This is a genomic window from Bradyrhizobium sp. 137 (assembly GCF_023074095.1).
GTDB lineage: Bacteria > Pseudomonadota > Alphaproteobacteria > Rhizobiales > Xanthobacteraceae > Bradyrhizobium.
Window position 1 is genome coordinate 115,700 of record NZ_JADPKU010000033.1, and the last position, 18,745, is coordinate 134,444.

An 18,745-nucleotide genomic window follows, 5' to 3' on the forward strand; every position below is an offset into this window, starting at 1 on the left:
CGGCCGAAAGCGCCGTGATTTCAATTTCATTGCAAGACGTTGCTCAACAGCAACGCCACAAAAAAGCCCGTATCAGGACGCCGCCATCCGAAGGATGTCGTTGTAGGTCGCAAACACCATCAGCATCAGCACCAAACCGAGCCCGATTCGGAACCCCATTTCCTGGGTCTGTTCGGACAGAGGCCGGCCGCGGACCACTTCTGCCGCGTAGAACATCAGATGGCCGCCATCGAGAAGCGGAATCGGGAACAGGTTCAGCAGACCGATCGACACGGACAGCACCGCACACAGATTGATCACGAACTGGAACCCGGCGCTGGCCGCCTGCCCCGACATCTTTGCGATTCCCAGCACGCCGCTGACCTCGTTGGGATTGCCGTTTCCGACGAACAACGAGCCCAGGAACTTGAAGGTGCTGGTGATGATGAACCAGACCTGCTCGACGCCGATCTTGAGCGCTTCGCCGACGCCCACGGGGGCGGTCGAAGCCTCACCGGCCTGCGACTTGTGCTCGACACCGAGCACACCGACGCGGTGGCGGTTGCCGAACGGATCTTTGCGCTCGAGCAGCGCCGGGGTCGCGGTCAGCGATACGATGGCGCCGTCGCGCTTGACCTGGAACGCAAGCGTTGAACCCGCACTCATCGCAACGATCCGCTGCATGTCGGCAAAGCTCTCGATCGGCTTGCCGTCGATCTGGACGACGACGTCACCAACCTTGAAGCCGGCGGCAGCCGCAGCGCCGTCGGCGACGACGCCGTCGACGCGCGCAATCGTGCTCGGCTTGCCGTAGTACAGCGCCATGCCGGCGAAGATCAGAGCGCCCAGGATGAAATTGGCGATGGGTCCGGCCGCGACGATGGCGGCGCGCGGGCCGACCTTCTTGTGATGGAAGCTGCCGGCGCGTTCCTCGGCCGTCATGGCCGCGAGCGTTTCGGCCGAGGGGGTCGAGGCCTCGCTCTCGTCACCGAAGAACTTGACGTAGCCGCCAAGCGGAATCGCGGAGATCTTCCAGCGGGTGCCGCGACGGTCGTTGAAACCGACCAGCTCGGGTCCGAAGCCGAGTGAAAAGGTTAAAACGCGAACGCCCGCCCAGCGCGCGACCAGGAAATGGCCGAGCTCGTGGAAGAACACGACGATGGTCAGGACGAACAGGAAGGGTACCGCGTAGCCGAGGAGCCCATGGCTCAACGTATTGAAACTATGGACGAAAAAGTCGATCATCGATTCCCCTCATCCAGCGCCGCAAGGCCCTGGCCCGAACTATCTAGGATGCCTTTAAGGCAATTTGAGGCAATAGGGCGGCAGCTCTATTTCGCGCAACATGGTCAACGGATATTGCGTCGTCAGCCGAGGTCATCGGCGCCTGATTCCCGCTGCGGATCCAGTCGTCCAGCGTCGCCTCGACCAGGCGCGCGATCGCACCAAACCGGATCTTGCCGGCAATGAAGGCGGCGACCGCGACCTCGTTGGCGGCGTTGTAGACGGTGGTCGCCCCCTTCCCGGTCCGGAGCGAATCGTAGGCTAGGCGGAGGCCCGGGAACCGCTCGAAATCCGGCGCCTCGAAGGTCAGCTCGCCGATCTTGGCCAAGTCGAGCTTGGCCGCCGGACCCTTGATGCGGTCGGGCCAGCCCAAGCAATGCGCGATCGGCGTCCTCATGTCGGGCGCACCGAGCTGCGCCACGACGGAGCAATCGGAAAACTCGACCATGCCGTGGATGATCGACTGCGGATGAACGAGCACGTCGATCTCGTCGGGCGCGAGCGCAAACAGATAGGACGCCTCGATCACTTCGAGCCCCTTGTTCATCATCGAGGCGGAATCGATCGTGATCTTCTGGCCCATGCTCCAATTTGGATGCTTCAGGGCCTGCTCGAGCGTGGCCTGCTCGATGTCGACAGGCTTCCAGGTCCGGAACGGGCCGCCCGAGGCGGTGATGATGACGCGCACGAGCTCGTCGCGATTGCCTGAGCTCAACGCCTGGAATAGCGCATTGTGTTCGGAATCGGCCGGCAGGATGCAGGCGCCGGCTTTTGCCGCGCGCTGCATGAAGAAATCGCCGGCGCAGACCAGACATTCCTTGTTGGCGAGCGCAACATGCGCACCGCGATCAACCGCGGCCAGCGCCGGCTTCAGCCCGGCGGCGCCGCTCACGGCCGCCATCACCCAGTCGGCCGGACGCGCACCGGCCTCGATCACCGCGCTTTCGCCGGCGCCGCATTCGGTGCTGGTGCCCGCCAGCGCAGCCTTGAGCTCGCCGAGCTTGGAGGTATCGGCGATCGCGACGTAGCGCGCGGAAAATTCCTTCGCGAGTTTGGCCAGCGCTGCGACATTGCCGTTCGCCGTCAGCGCCTCGACACGGTAGCGCTCGGGCGAGGCGCGAAGCAAATCCATCGTGCTGTCGCCGATCGAGCCGGTGGCGCCGAGAACCGTGATGCTGCGAACGTCGGACGCAGCAAGCCTATTGTTTCGCAATGGGACTGCGCTCATATCCTCACCAAACCATAAGACCGCTTCCGGCGCTATGCACACCGTGGCGGAGAAAGCCGATAATCCATGCCGCCAAGATGGCGGCGACAAAGCCGTCCAGGCGATCCATAAGTCCGCCATGGCCGGGAATTAAGTGACTGGAATCCTTAACACCGAAGCGCCGCTTCACCGCGGATTCGAACAGATCGCCCAGAGCCGACACCACCGACAGGACAGCGCTGACGAGCAGCAATGGGGCCAGCTTTCCAAGCCCGCAGGCCGCGAAGCCTGCCGCAACCAAGAGGCTTGCGACAAAGCCGCCGAGAGCGCCCGCCCAGGTCTTCTTCGGACTGACGCGCGGCCATAGCTTCGGTCCCCCAATGCTGCGGCCGGCGAAATAGCCGCCGATGTCTGTCGCCCACACCACGAGCAGCACGAATATCAGGGCGGCGAAGCCGTTGACGAGATCCTGCCGCACTAGGATCGAGGCCAGCAGCGCCGCCGATGCATAGGCAAATCCGGTAGCCGCCCAGACGAACTTGCCCCGCGCGATCAGCATCACGATCACGCCGCCTATGAAGCCGGCGATGACAGCGGTCCTGAGCGCGCCGAAGGCAACGCAGAATCCCATGATGGCGATGGCGATGGTCCCCGTCCCCGTCAGCGCGACCGAACCCGCGCCCACCACCATCAGCCATTCAGCGAACAGCCCGATCGATACCAGGGTAACGAGAAGTGCCCACAGCCAGCCGCCGACGTAGGCGAGCGCAATGGCGAGCGGCGCCAGCACGAGCGCGGCGAGGACCCGCAGCACGAGATTGCTCGTGGCAGGCGCGGAGCCCGCCGGTGCGGCGTCGGGTTCGCTCACGAGGCGGTTTTCGCGACCAGGCCGCCGAAACGGCGCTCGCGCCTGGCAAATTCGGCGATCGCGCCTTCCAGCGCCGCCTTGTCGAAATCGGGCCAATGGATCGGCACGAAGACGAGCTCGCTATAGGCGGCCTGCCACATCAGGAAGTTGGACAGGCGCTGCTCGCCGCTGGTGCGGATGATGAGATCGGGATCGGGAATGTCGGGCGCGTCGAGATTCGCGCCAAGCGTCTCGGCGTCGATCGTATCTGGATTCCGCCTGCCCTCTCCGACCTCGCGCGCGAGCTTCTGCGCGGCCTTCGCGATCTCCTGCCGCGAGCCGTAGTTGAAGGCGACGACGAGCGTGAGGCGCGTGTTGTCGCGCGTCAGCTCCTCCGCCTCGTTGAGGAGCGCACAGATGTCGCTCTCGAGCCCTTCGCGCTCGCCGATGATGCGGACCTTGACGCCGTCGCGATGCAGGCTCGCCAGATCGTTGCGGATGAAGCGCCGCAGCAGGCCAAAGAGATCGCCGATTTCGCTCGCCGGGCGCGACCAGTTCTCCGAAGAGAACGAGAAGATGGTGAGATAGCGAATGCCGAGCTCGTGCGAGGCGCGTACCACGCGGCGCAGCGCGTCCACGCCGCGGCGATGCCCTTCCGCACGCGGCAAGCCGCGCGCGGCCGCCCAACGCCCGTTGCCATCCATGATGATGGCGACATGCGCGGGCGCGTCGGACCGGTCAGATCCTTCCGTTGCGGGCGCGGCGGCGTTGGACATGAAGGCGATGCCTTAAACGGTGAGGATTTCTTTTTCCTTGGCGGCCAGCAGCTGGTCGATCTCGGCAATCGTGCCGTCGGTCGCCTTCTGCACCTCGTCGGCGTGACGCTTCTGATCGTCTTCGGACATCTCGTGATTCTTTTCGAGCTTCTTGAGCACGTCGAGACCGTCGCGACGGACATGCCGCGCGGCGACCTTGGCGGCCTCCGCGTATTTGTGCGCGACCTTCACCAGCTCCTTGCGCCGCTCCTCATTGAGCTCGGGAATGCGCAGGCGCAGCACCTGGCCCTCGGTCGCGGGCGACAGGCCGAGATTGGAATCGACGATCGCCTTCTCCACGGCCTTGACCATCGACTTGTCCCAGACCTGCACCGAGATCAGGCGCGGCTCCGGCACGCTGACGGTGGCGAGCTGGTTCAGCGGCATGTGGGTGCCATAGGCATCGACCTGCACCGGATCGAGCATCGAGGCCGAGGCGCGCCCCGTCCGCAGGCCGCCAAGCTCGTGCTTGAGAGACTGCACAGCGCCCTGCATGCGGCGCTTCACTTCGTTGAGGTCGAAACTACCCGTGGCCATCACGTTTCTCCTTCAAATCCCGGCGACCGGTCCGCGCCCTTCTCTCGGGCGCGACGACGAGCGGTCAGCCGGCGACAATGGTTCCGTGGCCGGTGCCACGCAGAATCGCACCGATGGAGCCCGGCTCCGCGATCGAGAATACGATGATAGGCAGCGACGTCTCGCGGGCAAGCGCGAAGGCGGTCGCATCCATCACCTTGTAGCCACCCTCGATGGCCTGGGAGTGCGTCAGACGGTCGAACCGCGTGGCGGTCGGATCCTTCTTCGGATCGGCTGAGTAGACGCCATCGACATTGGTCGCCTTCAGCACTGCCTGGGCGCCGATCTCGGCGGCGCGCAGCACCGCGGTCGTGTCGGTGGTGAAGAACGGATTGCCGGTTCCGCCGCCAAGCAGCACGATCCGGCCCTCGGCGAGGTATTTGTGCGCCGCGGTGCGGGTGAACAGCTCGGAAATCTCTGGCATGACGAAGGCCGACAGCGTGCGCGCCGGCGTGCCCTTGCGCTCGATCGCCGCTTCCAGCGCGAGGCAGTTCATCATGGTCGCAAGCATGCCCATGGTGTCGCCGGTCGGGCGCGACACGCCGCGGGACGACACCTCGACCCCACGCACGATGTTGCCACCACCGATCACGACCGCCACTTCGGCGCCAAGCTTGCGGGCGGCGATCAGATCGTCCGCGACCCGGTCGACGGTCACCTGGTCGATACCAAAACCCTGCTGTCCCGCGAGATATTCGCCGGACAGCTTGATCACGACGCGACGATAGACCGGATCAGTCATGAGCACTTTCCTCGTCCGGGCGCCGCTTCCGGCGGCACGCCGGAAGGAACGTTCCGGCGCTTACTTCTTGCCGCTGGCCGCCGCGACCTCGGCTGCGAAGTCGCTTTCCTGCTTCTCGATTCCCTCACCGAGAGCATAGCGCATAAAGCCCGCGATCTTCACAGGCCCGCCGACCTTGCCTTCGGCCTCCTTCACTGCCTGCGCCACCGACTTGCCGGTATCGTGGATGAAGGCCTGCTCGAGCAGGCAGACTTCCTTGTAGTAGGTCTTGAGGCCGGACTCGACGATCTTCTCGATCACGTTCTCGGGCTTGCCCTGCTGGCGGTATTTGTCGGCGAGCACGTCCTTTTCGCGCTTGACGACCGCCGGATCGAGGCCGGTGGGATCGAGCGCAAGCGGGTTGGCGGCGGCGACATGCATCGCGATCTGGCGGCCGAGGGCGGCGAGCTCGTCGGCCTTGCCAGGCGATTCCAGCGCCACGATCACCCCCATCTTGCCGGCGCCATCGACGACGGCCCCATGGACGTAGCTCGACACCACGCCCTGGCTGACTTCGAGCTGGGCGGCGCGGCGCAGCGTCATGTTCTCGCCGATGGTGGCGATCGCGTCATTGATCGCGGTCTCAATCGTGACGTCGCCGACCTTGGCGGCCTTGATCTTCTCGACATCAGCACCGACGTCGAACGCGACCTGGGCGATCATCTTGACCAGACCCTGGAACTGGCCGTTGCGTGCCACGAAATCGGTCTCGGAGTTGACCTCGACCACGACGCCCTTAGTGCCCTTGGTGAGCGCGCCGATCAGCCCCTCGGCCGCGACGCGGCCCGACTTCTTGGCGGCCTTCGACAGGCCCTTCTTGCGCAACCAGTCCTGCGCCGCTTCCATATTGCCGTCGTTTTCGGTCAGCGCGGCCTTGCAGTCCATCATGCCCGCGCCGGTCGACTCGCGCAGGTCCTTGACCATCGCAGCTGTGATCGTTGCCATCGTTGAAAATCCTTTGTGCCTGCCGGTTCGCCGCGGCGCGGCATCGAGGCGCCCCGCCGCGGTCCATCTCAGGAATTCGCGTCAACTGAAATGGTGGCCGGACCCTATCCGGCCAACCCGTCGCTCTGTTTGACTATTCCGCTTCCGCGGTCAGCGCCTTGGCCTTGGCCACCCAGGCATCCGCGCGGCTCGGCAGACCGACTTCTTCACCGATCCTGTGCGCGGTGTCGTGGTCGAGCTCGGCGAGCTGCCAATAGTGGAAGATGCCGAGATCGTTGAACTTCTTCTCGATCGCACCCGACACGCCCGGGAGTTTCTTGAGGTCGTCGGCGGTGCCGCGGGGCCCCGCAAGGCCCTGGAAGCCGCTGGGGGAAGCGGCCGGCAGTTCTTCGGCGACGACCGGCTGGGCCGAGGCGCCGATATCGATGCCGGAATCGCCCTGAGCGCGCGAGATGCCGTCGATCGCCGCACGCGCAATCAGGTCGCAATAGAGCGAGATCGCGCGGCCGGCGTCGTCATTGCCCGGCACCACATAGGTGATGCCCTTGGGATCCGAATTGGTGTCGACGATCGCCGCAACCGGGATGTTGAGCCGCTGCGCTTCCTGGATCGCGATGTCTTCCTTGTTGGTGTCGATCACGAAGATCAGGTCGGGCAGGCCGCCCATGTCCTTGATGCCGCCGAGCGAGCGGTCGAGCTTGTCGCGCTCGCGCTGCAGCGTCAGGCGCTCCTTCTTCGTGTAGGAATTGGCTTCGCCGCCCGACAGCACGTCGTCGAGGTGACGCAGGCGCTTGATCGAGGCCGAGATCGTCTTCCAGTTGGTCAGCGTGCCGCCGAGCCAGCGCGAATTGACGAAATATTGCGCGCAGCGCTTGGCCGCGTCCGCAACGCCGTCCTGCGCCTGGCGCTTGGTGCCGACGAACAGGATGCGGCCGCCCTTGGCAACCGTGTCGCTGACGGCCTGGAGAGCCTGATGCAGCATCGGCACGGTCTGGGCGAGGTCGACGATGTGGATGTTGTTGCGGGTGCCGAAAATGAACGGAGCCATTTTCGGGTTCCAGCGGTGAGACTGGTGACCAAAGTGCACGCCAGCTTCGAGCAGCTGACGCATGGTGAAATCGGGTAGCGCCATCGTTCTAATTCTCCGGTTGGTTCCTCCGGAAACGTGTGAGCAAAACGGAGCGTTCTCGCCCCGGTTGCCACCGGACGGCCTTGTGAGCCATGTTTCCGTGTGAGATGGCGCGCTATATAGCGCCATTTCGGCCAGAAGCAAGGAAATAAGGCGGCTCCTCCAGGGCGCCCGAAAGCTTCAGTCGCTTCCTGGCGCCCCTTTTCGGATCCCTAGCACTTCGGCTGGCCGGGCGGGCAGGTCTTCGGTGGCGGGCCGGCCGGCCGCGGTGGAGGCGCCGGGCGCGGCGGCGCGGCGGCCATCGGAGGTGGCGCCGGCCGTGCGACTGGGGGTGGCGGCGGCGCAGGCCGTGCGATCGGAGGAGGTGGCGCCGGTCGCGCCATCGCAGGCGGGGGCGGCGCGGGCCGGGCCACGGGCGGCGATGGCGCCGGTCGAGCCACGGCCACCGGCGGAGGCGCGGCCCGCGGCGGCGGAGGTGGCGCGACACGGGGCGGCGGCGGTGGCGTCGGTCTCGCCGCAGCTTGGGGGTGCGGCGGCGCAACGGGCTTGGCCGCCTGCGGCGGCGGCGCCGGTCGATGATCCTGAACCCTGGATGGCTCTCGCGCCGCCACTGGCGCCGCCGGCTTGGCCGTGCTCGGGACCGCCGGCTTACCACCGGCGGCTGCACCGGGCGGCGGCACTGCGCCGGGCTGCGGTCCGGCTGGCCTGCCGCGCACCTCGGCTCCAGGCGGCGTCGTTGCCCCTGGCCTAGACAACCGCGCTGACGGGGTCATCGGACCCGCGGGAGCCGTCGGGTTTGCCGGCGCCGTCGCCGCGTGCGGCGGCGTAGGCGGAGCGTTGCCGACAGGCGCCGTCGCGGTCGAAGCGGGTTTGCCATGGGGCGTGGCAGCGCCAGGCGCCCCTCCTACCCCGGCCGGGGGTGGCGGTCCGCCAGGGGTGCCGGGCGCAGGCAGCGTATTGGCCTGCGGTAGCCTGGCCGGAGCCGGCGCTTGCGGCGTGGCAGCAGGAGCACCTCCGGCGGGGGCTGTCGCGGTCGGACTGGGTGCACCCGGTCTCGCACCAGGAGTGAGATTGGCGGGAGCAGGAGCCGGTGCAGAGATACCCGGTCGCGCGGTCGGCTGGATGGTCGCACTCGGCGGCATCGGCGCCTTGCCCTGCTGGATCAGGGCGGCGCGCTGGATGACGGCCTGCGGCACCGCCGGACCTGCCGGGTTGGCGCGTCCGGCGACGGCTGGTGCCAGATTGCCCAGCGCGGGCGCTGCCCCGGTCGGCGGCGCCGGCGGCCGGTTGATCACGGTGTTGATGACCGTCGTATTATGAATGTTCGCATAGATGATGTTGTTCGGCGGCGGCGCGACATAGGCCGGCGGCCGGACGAACACCGGGATCGGGACGAACACCGGCTGCGGCAGCACGAACAGGCCGACCACGGGCAGCGGCGGCGGCAGCACGACGAAATCGGGCGGCGGCGGCGGCAAATAGTAGACCGGCGGCGGTGGTGGCGGCGCGAAGCCGAAATCGGGGTCGCTGAAATACAGCACGGGGCGGTCGACATAGACCACCTCCTCCGGCGGCGGTGGCGGCACGTCGTAGTCGATCATCGCAAAGCTCGGCGGCGGCTCGGGCGGTGCGGTGAGGATCGCAAGGCGGCGGCGCGCATCGGCCGCATGCGGCCCGCGCGGATAACGGCGCAGATAAGACCAATAGGCCTCCGGCGTGTCGGTCCGATAGGTCCGCCGCCAGGTGATCGCCTCGCGACGCGCCGCGACGATCGCCATGACCCGCTTGGAGAGCGGATCATTCGGAAAGGCGGCGAGGAATTCCTCATAGGCCGCCAGCGTGTCGCGCTCGAGCGCGGCGGCGTAGGCATCCTGCACGCCGAGATCGCGGATCGGCTTGCTCCGGATCGCGGCGACTTGGTCGGGCGCGGCCTCCGGCGGCGGCGCGTCGGGCGCCCGCTCGAAGAAGGAAAACTGGGTGGTGATCTTCTGCTCGTTCCAGGGCACCTGCGCACCCTTGGAGGCCTCGTTGACGCGCAGGCGGACGCGGTCGAATACCTCGGGCAGCGGCAGGCCGCCGGTGCGGATCATTTCGGCTAGCGACTGCGCATAGATGCCGTAGGGCCCCGCCTCCTCCGGCGCTACCGTGCCGGGCGCCGCATTGAAGGCAATCAGCATGTTCGCCTCGGGCTCGACCAGCGCAAGGCCGCTCGCGATCGGCTGGCCGCCCTCGATGAAGGGCTGCGCGCGGGCCGCATCGAGCACGACGATGCTCGCCTTGAGCGGAATGGCGGCGAGCTGGCGGATATAGTCGCTGACGCGCAGGGCCTCGGTCGGAATATCCGTGTCGCGGGTGACGTTGGAATCGACCGGCATGAAATAGTTCTCGCCGGCAAGCTGTACCCCATAGCCTGCGAAATAGATCATCGCGACGGTGCCGGGGCCTGAGGCCTGCGCCTTCTGAATGAAGTCGCGAAGGCTCTTGCGCAACGTGTCGCCGTCGAGATCGCGCGCGCCGACGACGTCGAAGCCCGCGGCCTGCAGCGTCTGCGCGATCAGGCCGGCATCGTTCGCAGTCGTGGCCAGCGGCGACTTGGCATAAGCGCCATTGCCGACCACGAGCGCGATGCGCTTCTCCGGCTGCTGCGCGTTTGCGGGGCCCGCGATGTTAGCGGCCGCAAGCAACAGCATTGGCAGCAAGGCGAAGATAAGAACCCGGTTTGTCCCACGCATGGCTTGTCCGCCGCTGTTGTTGTTGAAGTCCCTACCGTACACTAGGCCCGTGGCAGCCTGAACGGAATTTGAACGGATTGCGGCAGCCGATGGCCCTAGCCAACGTCTGTTCGGCAAGCCACCTCACTCGAAAATATGAAAGCGCACTACTCCGCCAGCCGGAGCTCCGCGACGGTCGTCCTCGCAGCCGCCTCATCAACCGGCGAGAAATCCACCGGGCCCGGATTCTTGTAGGCCGAAGTCATGGCCAGGGTGAGGCCATATCCCAGCAATCCGGTGCTGGCATTCGCGATCACGGCGTTCTTGCGGTCGCTGTTTCGGGCCAGATAGAAATACGTTCGGCCGGATTGGACCGAGATGTCCTGACGCGTCTTCCCAGGAAAACCGGGCTCTGCCGCGAAAAACTGATGCTCGCCGGCCGGCCGATCGGTGTAGAGGTAGGTGCCGGTCTTCAGTCCCTTGAGCACCGCGCCATCCAACGCAAACTCCCAGCCCGCGTCGGCTACGCCACCGAAACCCTTCTCGCGGAACACCACGATGCGCGCCTGCCCCGCTTTCGGCGGTCCAATCTTCTGCATCGCGGTCGCGTAATCCAGCCCGCTCCGCTCTGTTTGGCAGCCACATAGCATAGCCGCCGCAATGAGCAGCAAAACCCCACGCAAAACCATCGAAGCCCCCGCCTACCCAGGCGTGAGGCTAGCGCAAAACAGCTTTTGATTGCAACACAGTCAGCATGGTTGTCCTGTGCCGCTCCACTGCAATTGCTACGGGTCGACCTTGCGGCCGGCCTCTGCCGGAAAGAGGCGCGACCGCCCCCGATGCTTCGCGAGGTGGATTCAGCCCTGGGCAATCAACTCGACGGTCCCCGTATTGAGCCGATAGATGCCGCCGACCACCTTGAGCTTGCCCTGCTCGACCGCTGCGTTGAGAATTGGGGCGGCCGATTTCAGCTTGGCGACGTTGTCGATGACATTCTGACGAATGGCGTTGTCGAGCGCATTCCCACTTTGCTGGGCAACCGCCTTCACCGCCGGCGCGATCGCGGACACGAGCGAGGGGATGTGCCCCGGCAGCGGCTTGTCGTCCTTCAGCGACTTGATCGTCGCGTCGACCGCGCCGCAGCTGTCGTGGCCGAGCACCAGGATCAAGGGCGTGCCGAGCACCGCGACCGCGTACTCCAGGCTGGCAACGGTTTCATCGCCCGCGAAATTTCCGGCGACGCGGCACACGAAGAGGTCTCCGCGTCCGCTGTCGAAGGCATATTCGGGTGCGATGCGCGAATCGGCGCAACTCAGAACGGCCGCATACGGATTTTGACCGCCGACCAATGCCTCGCGCTCATGCGTGAAGTCGTGGCGACGGGAAACGCCCGATACATAGCGCGCATTGCCCTCCATCAACCGCTTGAGTGCGGCATCGGGCGACAGCACGTTCTGCGGCTTGGGCGGCGCCTTTGCCTCCTTGGCCACCGCCGTCCCGCCAAACGCCGCCATCCCGAGCGCCGAGGCGGCAAAAAGCACCATCGAGCGCCGGGAGGGAGCAACCGTTTGATGCAGATTTTCAGAGCATTTTTCGCACATGGCTGTTGTCCTCCCTGAAGACCCGCCGAACACGATTATCCGGCAAACAACTGATAGCTGCGCCAGGCAGATTTCGAAACCGTGCAAGAATGATAGTCAAGATTTGGTTTGCGGCGGTGCCGGCAACGTCAGAGCTGCTGCACGTCGACCACGCCAGCGACCGCCTTGATCGCACCGGCGATCTGCGGCGAGACCTTGAAGCGGCCGGGCAGCTTCATCTCCACCTCGGTCTCCAGGTCGAGCATCATCACCAGCGAGACTTCGCCGTCGCCGTTGGAGCGCGGTGCGGTGCCGGGACTGCCGATCTTTGGCGCGGCGGGCGCCATCTCTGGCCCGGCGAGACGCTTGGCGATCGACTCCAGCGGCTTGGTATCGCGCACGAAGATGCGCAGGCCCTTCTGCGTCTTGGCGGCGGCATCATCCAGCGGCTCGGCATGCAGCACGCGGGCGCGGACGTCCTCGCCCTGGAGCTCGGCGCCGAGCTGGAGCAGCACGGCGGCGCCCGGCTCCAGCACGTCGCGATACTGCGCAAGGCCTTCGGAGAACAGCACGGCCTCGAAATGGCCGGTCGGATCGGACAGGCCCATGATGCCCATCTTGTTGCCGGTCTTGGTGCGCCGCTCCATGCGCGAGACCACGGTGGCCGCGACCTTCCCGGCAGTCGCGCCGGTCTTTACCGCGCGCGAGAACTCCGCCCAGCTCTGCACCCGCAGGCGCTTCAGCACGGTGGCGTAATCGTCGAGCGGATGTCCGGACAGGAAGAAGCCGATCGCGTCGTATTCACGCCGCAGCCGCTCGGCCGGCAGCCAGGGCTCGACCTGCGGCAGCATGATGCTGGGCGCATCAGCCGAGCCGCCGAACATGTCGTTCTGGCCAATCGTCGCGGCTTCATGCGCGCGCTGGCAGGCGGCGAGAATCGCGTCCGCGCCGGCGAACACGCGCGCCCGGTTCGGCTCCAGCGTGTCGAAGGCGCCGGCGGCGGCGAGACTCTCGATGATGCGCTTGTTGATCGCGCGCGGCGACACCCGCGCGGCAAAATCGGCGAGCGAGGTGAACAGGCCGTTCTTGGTCCGCTCCGCAATGATCTGATCGATCGCCTGGATGCCGACGCCCTTGAGCGCGGCGAGCGCGTAATAGATCGTCTTCTCGCCGACCTCGAAGGTCGCGCCCGAGCGATTGATGTTCGGCGGCTCGACCTTGATACCGAGGCGCTGCGCCTCGGAGCGGAATTCGGAGAGCTTGTCGGTGTTGTTGAGATCGAGCGTCATCGACGCCGCGATGAACTCCACCGGATAATGCGCCTTCATGTAGGCGGTGTGATAGGACACCAGCGCATAGGCCGCGGCGTGGCTCTTGTTGAAGCCGTAATCGGCGAACTTGGCGAGCAGCTCGAAGATGGTCTCGGCCTGCCCCTTGGGCACGCCGTTCTTCACCGCGCCCGCGACGAAGATCTCGCGCTGCTTCTCCATCTCGGCGCGGATCTTCTTGCCCATGGCGCGGCGCAAGAGGTCGGCGTCTCCGAGCGAATAGCCCGACATCACCTGCGCGATCTGCATCACCTGTTCTTGGTAGATGATGACGCCGAAGGTCTCTTTGAGGATCGGCTCCAGCACGGGATGCAGATATTCCGGCTCCTCGTCGCCGTGCTTGCGCGCGCAATAGGTCGGGATGTTCGCCATCGGACCCGGGCGATAGAGTGCCACCAGCGCGATAATGTCCTCGAAACGGTCGGGGCGCATGTCGATCAGCGCGCGCCGCATGCCCTGGCTTTCAACCTGGAACACACCGACCACGTCGCCGCGCGCCAGCATCTGGTAGCTCTCGGCGTCGTCGATCGGCAGCGTGGCCAGATCGACGTGGATGCCGCGCGGTTTCAAGAGCTTCACCGCGACGTCGAGCACCGTCAGCGTTTTCAGGCCGAGGAAGTCGAATTTGACGAGGCCCGCCGGCTCGACCCACTTCATGTTGAATTGGGTCACCGGCATGTCGGATTTTGGATCGCGGTACAGCGGCACGAGCTCGCTCAAGGGGCGATCGCCGATCACGATGCCGGCCGCATGGGTCGAGGCGTGACGGGTCAGGCCTTCGAGGCGCTGGGCGATATCGAAGGCGCGCGCCACCACCGGGTCTTCGTCGCGGAACGCCTGGAGCTTCGGCTCGCTTTCGATCGCAGCCGCAAGCGTCACCGGGGCGGCCGGATTCTGCGGTACGAGCTTGGTCAGCTTGTCGACCTGCCCGTAGGGCATCTGCAGCACGCGGCCGACATCGCGTAGCACGCCCCGCGCCTGCAGCGTACCGAAGGTGATGATCTGCGCGACCTGGTCGCGGCCGTAGCGCTGCTGCACGTATTGGATCACCTCGCCGCGACGGTCCTGGCAGAAGTCGATGTCGAAGTCCGGCATCGAGACGCGCTCGGGATTGAGGAAGCGCTCGAACAGCAGGCCGAACCTGATCGGATCGAGATCGGTGATGGTCAACGCCCAGGCGACCAGCGAGCCGGCGCCGGAGCCGCGGCCCGGCCCGACCGGAATGCCTTGCGACTTCGCCCATTTGATGAAGTCCGACACGATCAGGAAGTAACCCGCGTATTTCATGCGGATGATGACGTCCAACTCGAAGGCAAGCCGCTTGGCGTATGTCTCCTCCGTCGTGCCCTGCGACAGTCCGTGGACACGCAGGCGGTTGGCTAGCCCCTCCTCCGCCTGGCGCTTCAATTCGGCGGCCTCGACTGCGGCGGCATCCGAGCTCGATGCGGCGCCGACGGTGAAGAACGGCAGGATCGGCTTGCGTGTCATCGGGCGGAACGAGCAGCGCTCGGCGATCTCCACCGTCGAGGCCAGCGCCTCCGGAATGTCGGCGAACAGCACCGCCATTTCCGCGCGGGTCTTGAAGCGGTGATCGGGCGTGAGCTGCTCGCGGTCGGTCTCGGCGATCAGGCGCCCACCGGCGATGCACAGCAGCGCGTCATGCGCTTCGTAATCGTCGGTCGCGGCGAAATACGGCTCGTTGGTCGCGACCAGCGGCAGGCCCTTGGCATAGGCAATGTCGATCAGGCCGCTCTCGACGCGCCGCTCCTTGTCGGTGTTGTGGCGCTGCAATTCGACATAGAGGCGGTTGCCGAACAGGCTGGCGAGACGCTCGCAGCGCGACGCCGCGATTTCGGCCTGCCCGGTGGCGAGCGCCAGCGAGACAGGTCCATCCGGACCGCCCGTGAGCGCGATCAGCCCCTCGGTCTCACCTTGGAGCCAGTCGAACTTGATGTGGGGGGCGTGGGTGTCGGGCGTCTCCAGGAATGCCCGCGAGTTCAGCCGCATCAGGCTGCGATAACCGCGCTCCTGCGCCGCCAGCAGCACCACGCGCGACGGCCCCAGCGCGTTGCGCGCATTCGGATCCTGGTCGCCGAAATCGACCGCCAGCTCACAGCCGACGATCGGCTGAATGCCGGAACCCGCCATCTTGTCGGAGAACTCCAGCGCACCGAACATGTTGTCGGTATCGGTCAGCGCCAGGGCCGGCTGGTGGTCTCTCTTGGCGAGCTCGGCGAGCTTGGCGATCTTGATCGAGCCCTTGAGCAGCGAATAGGCCGAGTGAACGTGAAGGTGGACAAATCCGGCGCTCGGCATGGTCGCGTGACGGCCTCTTGCAGGGGGAATGGAGCGGTCGCCGGCTCCTCAAGGCATCATGCACTCGCCCGGCCGACTCGCCTCCTAATGGTGCGGTGTGGCGCCGCGAGAGTCCACGGCGGAGCGGCCAATCCGCCGCGTCGTCCCGCTTTTCCCCAACCGCGTCCTCTAGAGCTGGGGAATTACCTGGGCCCAGATCGCGATCATCCCGACGAACAGTGTGATCGAGGCCAGTGCGGCGGCTTCTTCCACGAAAACCCTGAACATGTCTCGCTCCTTTTGCTAGAACGTAGGAAGAACATTGTTCTCATTTCGTTCTCTGGAGTCAAGCCAGCTCAACCATTCCGAAAGGGAATGGTTAACTCGTTGAATTCGAAAACAAAAAAGCCCCGGCGCGAGGCCGGGGCTTTTCGACGATCGCTTCCTGAAGGAAGCGGTTCGTCTTAGTAGCGGGCAACCATCGGGCCGCCGAACTTGTAGTTCAGGCGGACGAGGCCCATGTCGACGTCCTGACGGATGCGCTCGGTGCCAGCGAAGCCAGCGAACGTCACGTCCTTGTCGGCCAGGAAGATGTGGTTGTACTCGACGCCAACCGACCAGTTCGGGGCGAAGCCGAACTCGAGGCCGGCACCGACCGTACCACCCCAGCGGGTGTCGCTGGACGAGGCGAGCAAGGGACCGCCGAGGCCATAGATCTCGTACTTGTCGCCGACCACAGCCGCACCGCCCTTGACGTAGAGCAGCACGTTGTTCCAGGCGTAGCCGACCTGGCCGGTGATCAGACCGAACGAATCGATCTTGGTGCGGTTGCGGGTGGCGAACAGCGCGCTGACGTTGTCGCCCGTGAAGTCAGCCCAGTTGCCCTGGCCTTCCACGCCGAACACGAACTGGCCGGACTGCCAGCGATAGCCGATCTGGCCACCGACCGTGCCGCCGGTCGCATCGTGCGAGCCTTCGCGGCCGACACCAACGAAATCCCAGGTGGTGCGAGCCGAACCGCCACCGCCGTTGATGCCGATGTAGAAGCCGCTCCAGTCGTAAACTGCGGCGATCGCCGCCGGCGGAGCCTTGGTGTAAGGCCGCGCCGCCAGGTCAGCAGCCACCGCCGGCGCAGCCGCGCTGAGCGCAATCAGGCTGACAGCGGCAAGCAACAAATTCTTCTTCATTTGATTCCCGTTCCAGTTTCTTCAGTAGGCCCCCGGGCCGTGCCGTCGTCATATCAGCGATCGACAGAATTGCTGTAACCGCGACGCAACAGTTAGAGCCAAAGGGCCGCGCTTCATTAATGAACATTTAGCAGAGCGCACTGGAAACCCTTTGAAACTAGTGTTTTCAGGAGTTCCAATGTCGACTACACGACCTAACCTGCACGCGCGCGTAACAACGTCGCGGGCACATTCGCGTGATTGGAGAATTCAGATGCGAGTCCAAGCTTCTCTCCCCATTGTCGCCACATTTTCGCTCGGGCTTGCCACATTTGCGCTCGGGCTCAGCGCGAGCTCGCCGGCGCGCGCCTTCGGCACGCACCATCCATTCTGCCTCACCGGCGATGAATGGCCGGGGCTGAGCAATTGCAGGTTCGATACCTATGCGCAGTGTCAGGCGAGCGCATCGGGCCGCGCGCTGACCTGCATCGCCAATCCGTTCTTCGCAGGCCAGAGCGATGATCCCTACGCGTATCAAAATCGTCCGCGCGCGCAGACGCCGGGCTATGCCTTGCCGCGCTGAAATACGCGGCGCGTGGACCACGCTCGTCGCAATCGGCTTGCTCCTTACGAGCACTCTTGCGCACGCGCAGACCTATGATCCGCGCTATCCGGTCTGCATGCAGATCTACGGCCCCGTCGGCTATTTCGACTGTCGCTACGGTTCGCTCGAGCAGTGCAGATATCTCGCCGTCGGACGTTCGGCGAGCTGCGTCGTGAATCCCTATTTCCCCGCAAGCAAACCGACGTCCCCTCGCCGATCGAGCCGCGCCGCCGCTGGCGCCGGATAATCCCAGCGATCGTATGGCCTGGCGTCTCTCAGCTTTGCCAGGACGTGTTGCGGATGCGCGTACACGCATTTGGCTTGCGGAACGTCGGATCGTGATCTTCGATGTAGTCGAAATTGACCGTTCCGAACGTCGTCTGCGGCTTCTTCAGGGCCGAGCAGGTCTGCACCTTCAGGAACTCGTTCTTGAAGTCACCGCGCGGAAACGCAGTGATCACCTCTTCGCGTTGATCCGGTGTGTAGTCGTCAAATCCAACGCCGACGACGTCCACCAGAACGCCAGCGTTGGTGAGAGCAATTTCCGGCCTCATATATTGCGGAATGCCGGGAGTGGTGTGCAGCGCGATCGCTTCCCACACCAGATCGGCCTGCGGCTCGGCAATGCCGCGCGCTCGAAGAAAGTCGCGTGCCGCGTCTGCGCCATCGACCTCAAACCGCTTGGTCTCGGTGTGGTAATGATCGACCAGGCCGAGGTCGTGGAACAGCGCCGCGACATAGAGCAGCTCGGAATCGAATTTGAGCTTTTGTCGCAGTCCTTTGATCGCGCCGAATACGTAGACGCGAACCGAATGGTTGAACAACATCTCGTCTTCGTACTGGCGCACCAGTTCAGCGGCTTCGCGCGCCAGCTTGCTGTCGGGAATTTTCACGCCGGAAATCACGCTCGTCATTTTCAGGCTCTGCTTTGCATTTCGGCTGACGCCGTTCGGCCTGTCAGGCTGTTTTCTCCACGGCCGCCTGCGGCGAATTCCGGAAGCTGATCGACATTCGATTGTATGCATTCATCAGGCTGATTGCGATCGTGAGATCGACCAGCTCGCGCTCGCTGAAGACCGTGCGGGCGGCTTGATACGCCTCATCCGGAACGTTGGTCTGAGCGACGCAGGTCACCGTCTCGGCCCATGCGAGAGCCGCGCGCTCGCGTTCGTCGAAGAGATTGCCAGCCTCGGCCCACGCCTGCACCAGCGCGAGCTTTTCGATCTTTACGCCGCTCTTGAGCAGGTCGCAGGTGTGCATGTCCAGGCCGGAGACGGCGATGTCGCCATTCGCTATGCGACCAGCCGAGCACGGCCAACAGACGGAATGGTCGATGATCTCTTCATCGATACGTTCTGGCCGGTTTGCAGTCCGCATTTGCTTGCAGCGGAGCGCCTGAAGAGACCAATCGATCCTGCAAATCACGTTCTGATTCACTCCTATTGGTCGCCCGCCGATCGTGAGCCACCGACATGGCAGAGATGGCTTGCTGCGGCTC

The 18,745-nt window shown here is 65.1% G+C and carries 17 protein-coding genes; 2 read left to right on the forward strand and 15 right to left on the reverse strand.

The genetic code is table 11. The features are described from left to right. Positions 1–72: 72 nt before the first annotated feature. The 13 genes from rseP to IVA78_RS06605 form a co-directional block, all read right to left on the reverse strand. Positions 73–1,224: an RIP metalloprotease RseP gene (rseP, locus tag IVA78_RS06545; RefSeq protein WP_247275937.1), complete on the reverse strand. Its 1,152-nt coding sequence runs from the start codon at positions 1,222–1,224 to the stop codon at positions 73–75. A 43-nt stretch (positions 1,225–1,267) separates the two neighbouring features. Next, a complete protein-coding gene (gene dxr, locus IVA78_RS06550; protein WP_247275936.1) occupies positions 1,268–2,491 on the reverse strand; it encodes a 1-deoxy-D-xylulose-5-phosphate reductoisomerase in 1,224 nt (407 codons plus the stop codon). 4 nt (positions 2,492–2,495) lie between these two features. Next, positions 2,496–3,338, reverse strand: coding sequence for a phosphatidate cytidylyltransferase (locus IVA78_RS06555; RefSeq protein ID WP_247275935.1), 843 nt, complete (start codon positions 3,336–3,338; stop codon positions 2,496–2,498). Continuing rightward, positions 3,335–4,093 carry an isoprenyl transferase gene (locus IVA78_RS06560; RefSeq protein WP_247275934.1) on the reverse strand — a complete coding sequence of 253 codons (759 nt, stop codon included), beginning with the start codon at positions 4,091–4,093 and terminating at the stop codon, positions 3,335–3,337. Before IVA78_RS06560 ends, IVA78_RS06555 begins: the two co-directional genes overlap by 4 nt. Positions 4,094–4,105: 12 nt before the next feature. Then, the gene (gene frr / locus IVA78_RS06565) at positions 4,106–4,669 is read right to left on the reverse strand and encodes a ribosome recycling factor (protein ID WP_247275933.1); all 564 of its coding nucleotides are present in this window, start codon (positions 4,667–4,669) and stop codon (positions 4,106–4,108) included. Between the two features lie 64 nt (positions 4,670–4,733). Continuing rightward, a complete protein-coding gene (pyrH, locus tag IVA78_RS06570; RefSeq protein ID WP_247275932.1) occupies positions 4,734–5,450 on the reverse strand; it encodes a UMP kinase in 717 nt (238 codons plus the stop codon). Positions 5,451–5,510: 60 nt separating this feature from the next. Then, positions 5,511–6,434, reverse strand: coding sequence for a translation elongation factor Ts (gene tsf, locus IVA78_RS06575; RefSeq protein WP_247275931.1), 924 nt, complete (start codon positions 6,432–6,434; stop codon positions 5,511–5,513). Positions 6,435–6,567: 133 nt separating this feature from the next. Then, on the reverse strand, positions 6,568–7,566 hold the full coding sequence (locus tag IVA78_RS06580; RefSeq protein ID WP_247275930.1) for a 30S ribosomal protein S2: 999 nt from the start codon (positions 7,564–7,566) through the stop codon (positions 6,568–6,570). A 209-nt stretch (positions 7,567–7,775) separates the two neighbouring features. Beyond that, complete coding sequence (locus IVA78_RS06585; RefSeq protein ID WP_247275929.1) at positions 7,776–10,295, reverse strand: caspase domain-containing protein; 2,520 nt, start codon at positions 10,293–10,295, stop codon at positions 7,776–7,778. 146 nt (positions 10,296–10,441) lie between these two features. Next, on the reverse strand, positions 10,442–10,945 hold the full coding sequence (locus IVA78_RS06590) for a DUF2846 domain-containing protein (RefSeq protein ID WP_247418410.1): 504 nt from the start codon (positions 10,943–10,945) through the stop codon (positions 10,442–10,444). 186 nt (positions 10,946–11,131) lie between these two features. Beyond that, complete coding sequence (locus tag IVA78_RS06595; protein WP_247276043.1) at positions 11,132–11,875, reverse strand: carbonic anhydrase; 744 nt, start codon at positions 11,873–11,875, stop codon at positions 11,132–11,134. Between the two features lie 128 nt (positions 11,876–12,003). Beyond that, positions 12,004–15,498, reverse strand: coding sequence for a DNA polymerase III subunit alpha (dnaE, locus tag IVA78_RS06600; RefSeq protein WP_247464846.1), 3,495 nt, complete (start codon positions 15,496–15,498; stop codon positions 12,004–12,006). Between the two features lie 443 nt (positions 15,499–15,941). Next, positions 15,942–16,664 (reverse strand): outer membrane beta-barrel protein, encoded by a 723-nt coding sequence (locus IVA78_RS06605; protein ID WP_247275926.1) that lies wholly within the window; start codon positions 16,662–16,664, stop codon positions 15,942–15,944. 253 nt (positions 16,665–16,917) lie between these two features. Here IVA78_RS06605 and IVA78_RS06610 point away from each other — a divergent pair, with 253 nt between their 5' ends. Both IVA78_RS06610 and IVA78_RS06615 read left to right on the forward strand, forming a co-directional pair. Next, positions 16,918–17,226 carry a DUF3551 domain-containing protein gene (locus tag IVA78_RS06610; RefSeq protein ID WP_247275925.1) on the forward strand — a complete coding sequence of 103 codons (309 nt, stop codon included), beginning with the start codon at positions 16,918–16,920 and terminating at the stop codon, positions 17,224–17,226. Further along, entirely contained in the window at positions 17,210–17,494 is a 285-nt protein-coding gene (locus IVA78_RS06615; protein ID WP_247418412.1) for a DUF3551 domain-containing protein, read from the forward strand. The genes IVA78_RS06610 and IVA78_RS06615 overlap by 17 nt, the downstream gene beginning before the upstream one ends. 28 nt (positions 17,495–17,522) lie before the next feature. On the opposite strand, the gene IVA78_RS06620 is transcribed toward IVA78_RS06615, so the two are convergent. After that, positions 17,523–18,161: an HD domain-containing protein gene (locus IVA78_RS06620; protein ID WP_247275923.1), complete on the reverse strand. Its 639-nt coding sequence runs from the start codon at positions 18,159–18,161 to the stop codon at positions 17,523–17,525. 43 nt (positions 18,162–18,204) lie between these two features. Then, entirely contained in the window at positions 18,205–18,684 is a 480-nt protein-coding gene (locus IVA78_RS06625; protein ID WP_247275922.1) for a carboxymuconolactone decarboxylase family protein, read from the reverse strand. Positions 18,685–18,745: the final 61 nt, after the last annotated feature.

Bases quoted from the DNA above. Each gene is read 5' to 3' on its own strand.
- IVA78_RS06605 (WP_247275926.1), bottom strand. From the start codon at position 16,664: ATGAAGAAGAATTTGTTGCTTGCCGCTGTCAGCCTGATTGCGCTCAGC.
- IVA78_RS06580 (WP_247275930.1), bottom strand. From the start codon at position 7,566: ATGGCGCTACCCGATTTCACCATGCGTCAGCTGCTCGAAGCTGGCGTG.
- IVA78_RS06610 (WP_247275925.1), top strand. From the start codon at position 16,918: ATGCGAGTCCAAGCTTCTCTCCCCATTGTCGCCACATTTTCGCTCGGG.
- IVA78_RS06585 (WP_247275929.1), bottom strand. From the start codon at position 10,295: ATGCGTGGGACAAACCGGGTTCTTATCTTCGCCTTGCTGCCAATGCTG.
- IVA78_RS06560 (WP_247275934.1), bottom strand. From the start codon at position 4,093: ATGTCCAACGCCGCCGCGCCCGCAACGGAAGGATCTGACCGGTCCGAC.
- pyrH (WP_247275932.1), bottom strand. From the start codon at position 5,450: ATGACTGATCCGGTCTATCGTCGCGTCGTGATCAAGCTGTCCGGCGAA.
- dxr (WP_247275936.1), bottom strand. From the start codon at position 2,491: ATGAGCGCAGTCCCATTGCGAAACAATAGGCTTGCTGCGTCCGACGTT.
- rseP (WP_247275937.1), bottom strand. From the start codon at position 1,224: ATGATCGACTTTTTCGTCCATAGTTTCAATACGTTGAGCCATGGGCTC.
- frr (WP_247275933.1), bottom strand. From the start codon at position 4,669: ATGGCCACGGGTAGTTTCGACCTCAACGAAGTGAAGCGCCGCATGCAG.
- IVA78_RS06615 (WP_247418412.1), top strand. From the start codon at position 17,210: ATGCCTTGCCGCGCTGAAATACGCGGCGCGTGGACCACGCTCGTCGCA.
- IVA78_RS06620 (WP_247275923.1), bottom strand. From the start codon at position 18,161: ATGACGAGCGTGATTTCCGGCGTGAAAATTCCCGACAGCAAGCTGGCG.
- tsf (WP_247275931.1), bottom strand. From the start codon at position 6,434: ATGGCAACGATCACAGCTGCGATGGTCAAGGACCTGCGCGAGTCGACC.
- dnaE (WP_247464846.1), bottom strand. From the start codon at position 15,498: ATGCCGAGCGCCGGATTTGTCCACCTTCACGTTCACTCGGCCTATTCG.
- IVA78_RS06595 (WP_247276043.1), bottom strand. From the start codon at position 11,875: ATGTGCGAAAAATGCTCTGAAAATCTGCATCAAACGGTTGCTCCCTCC.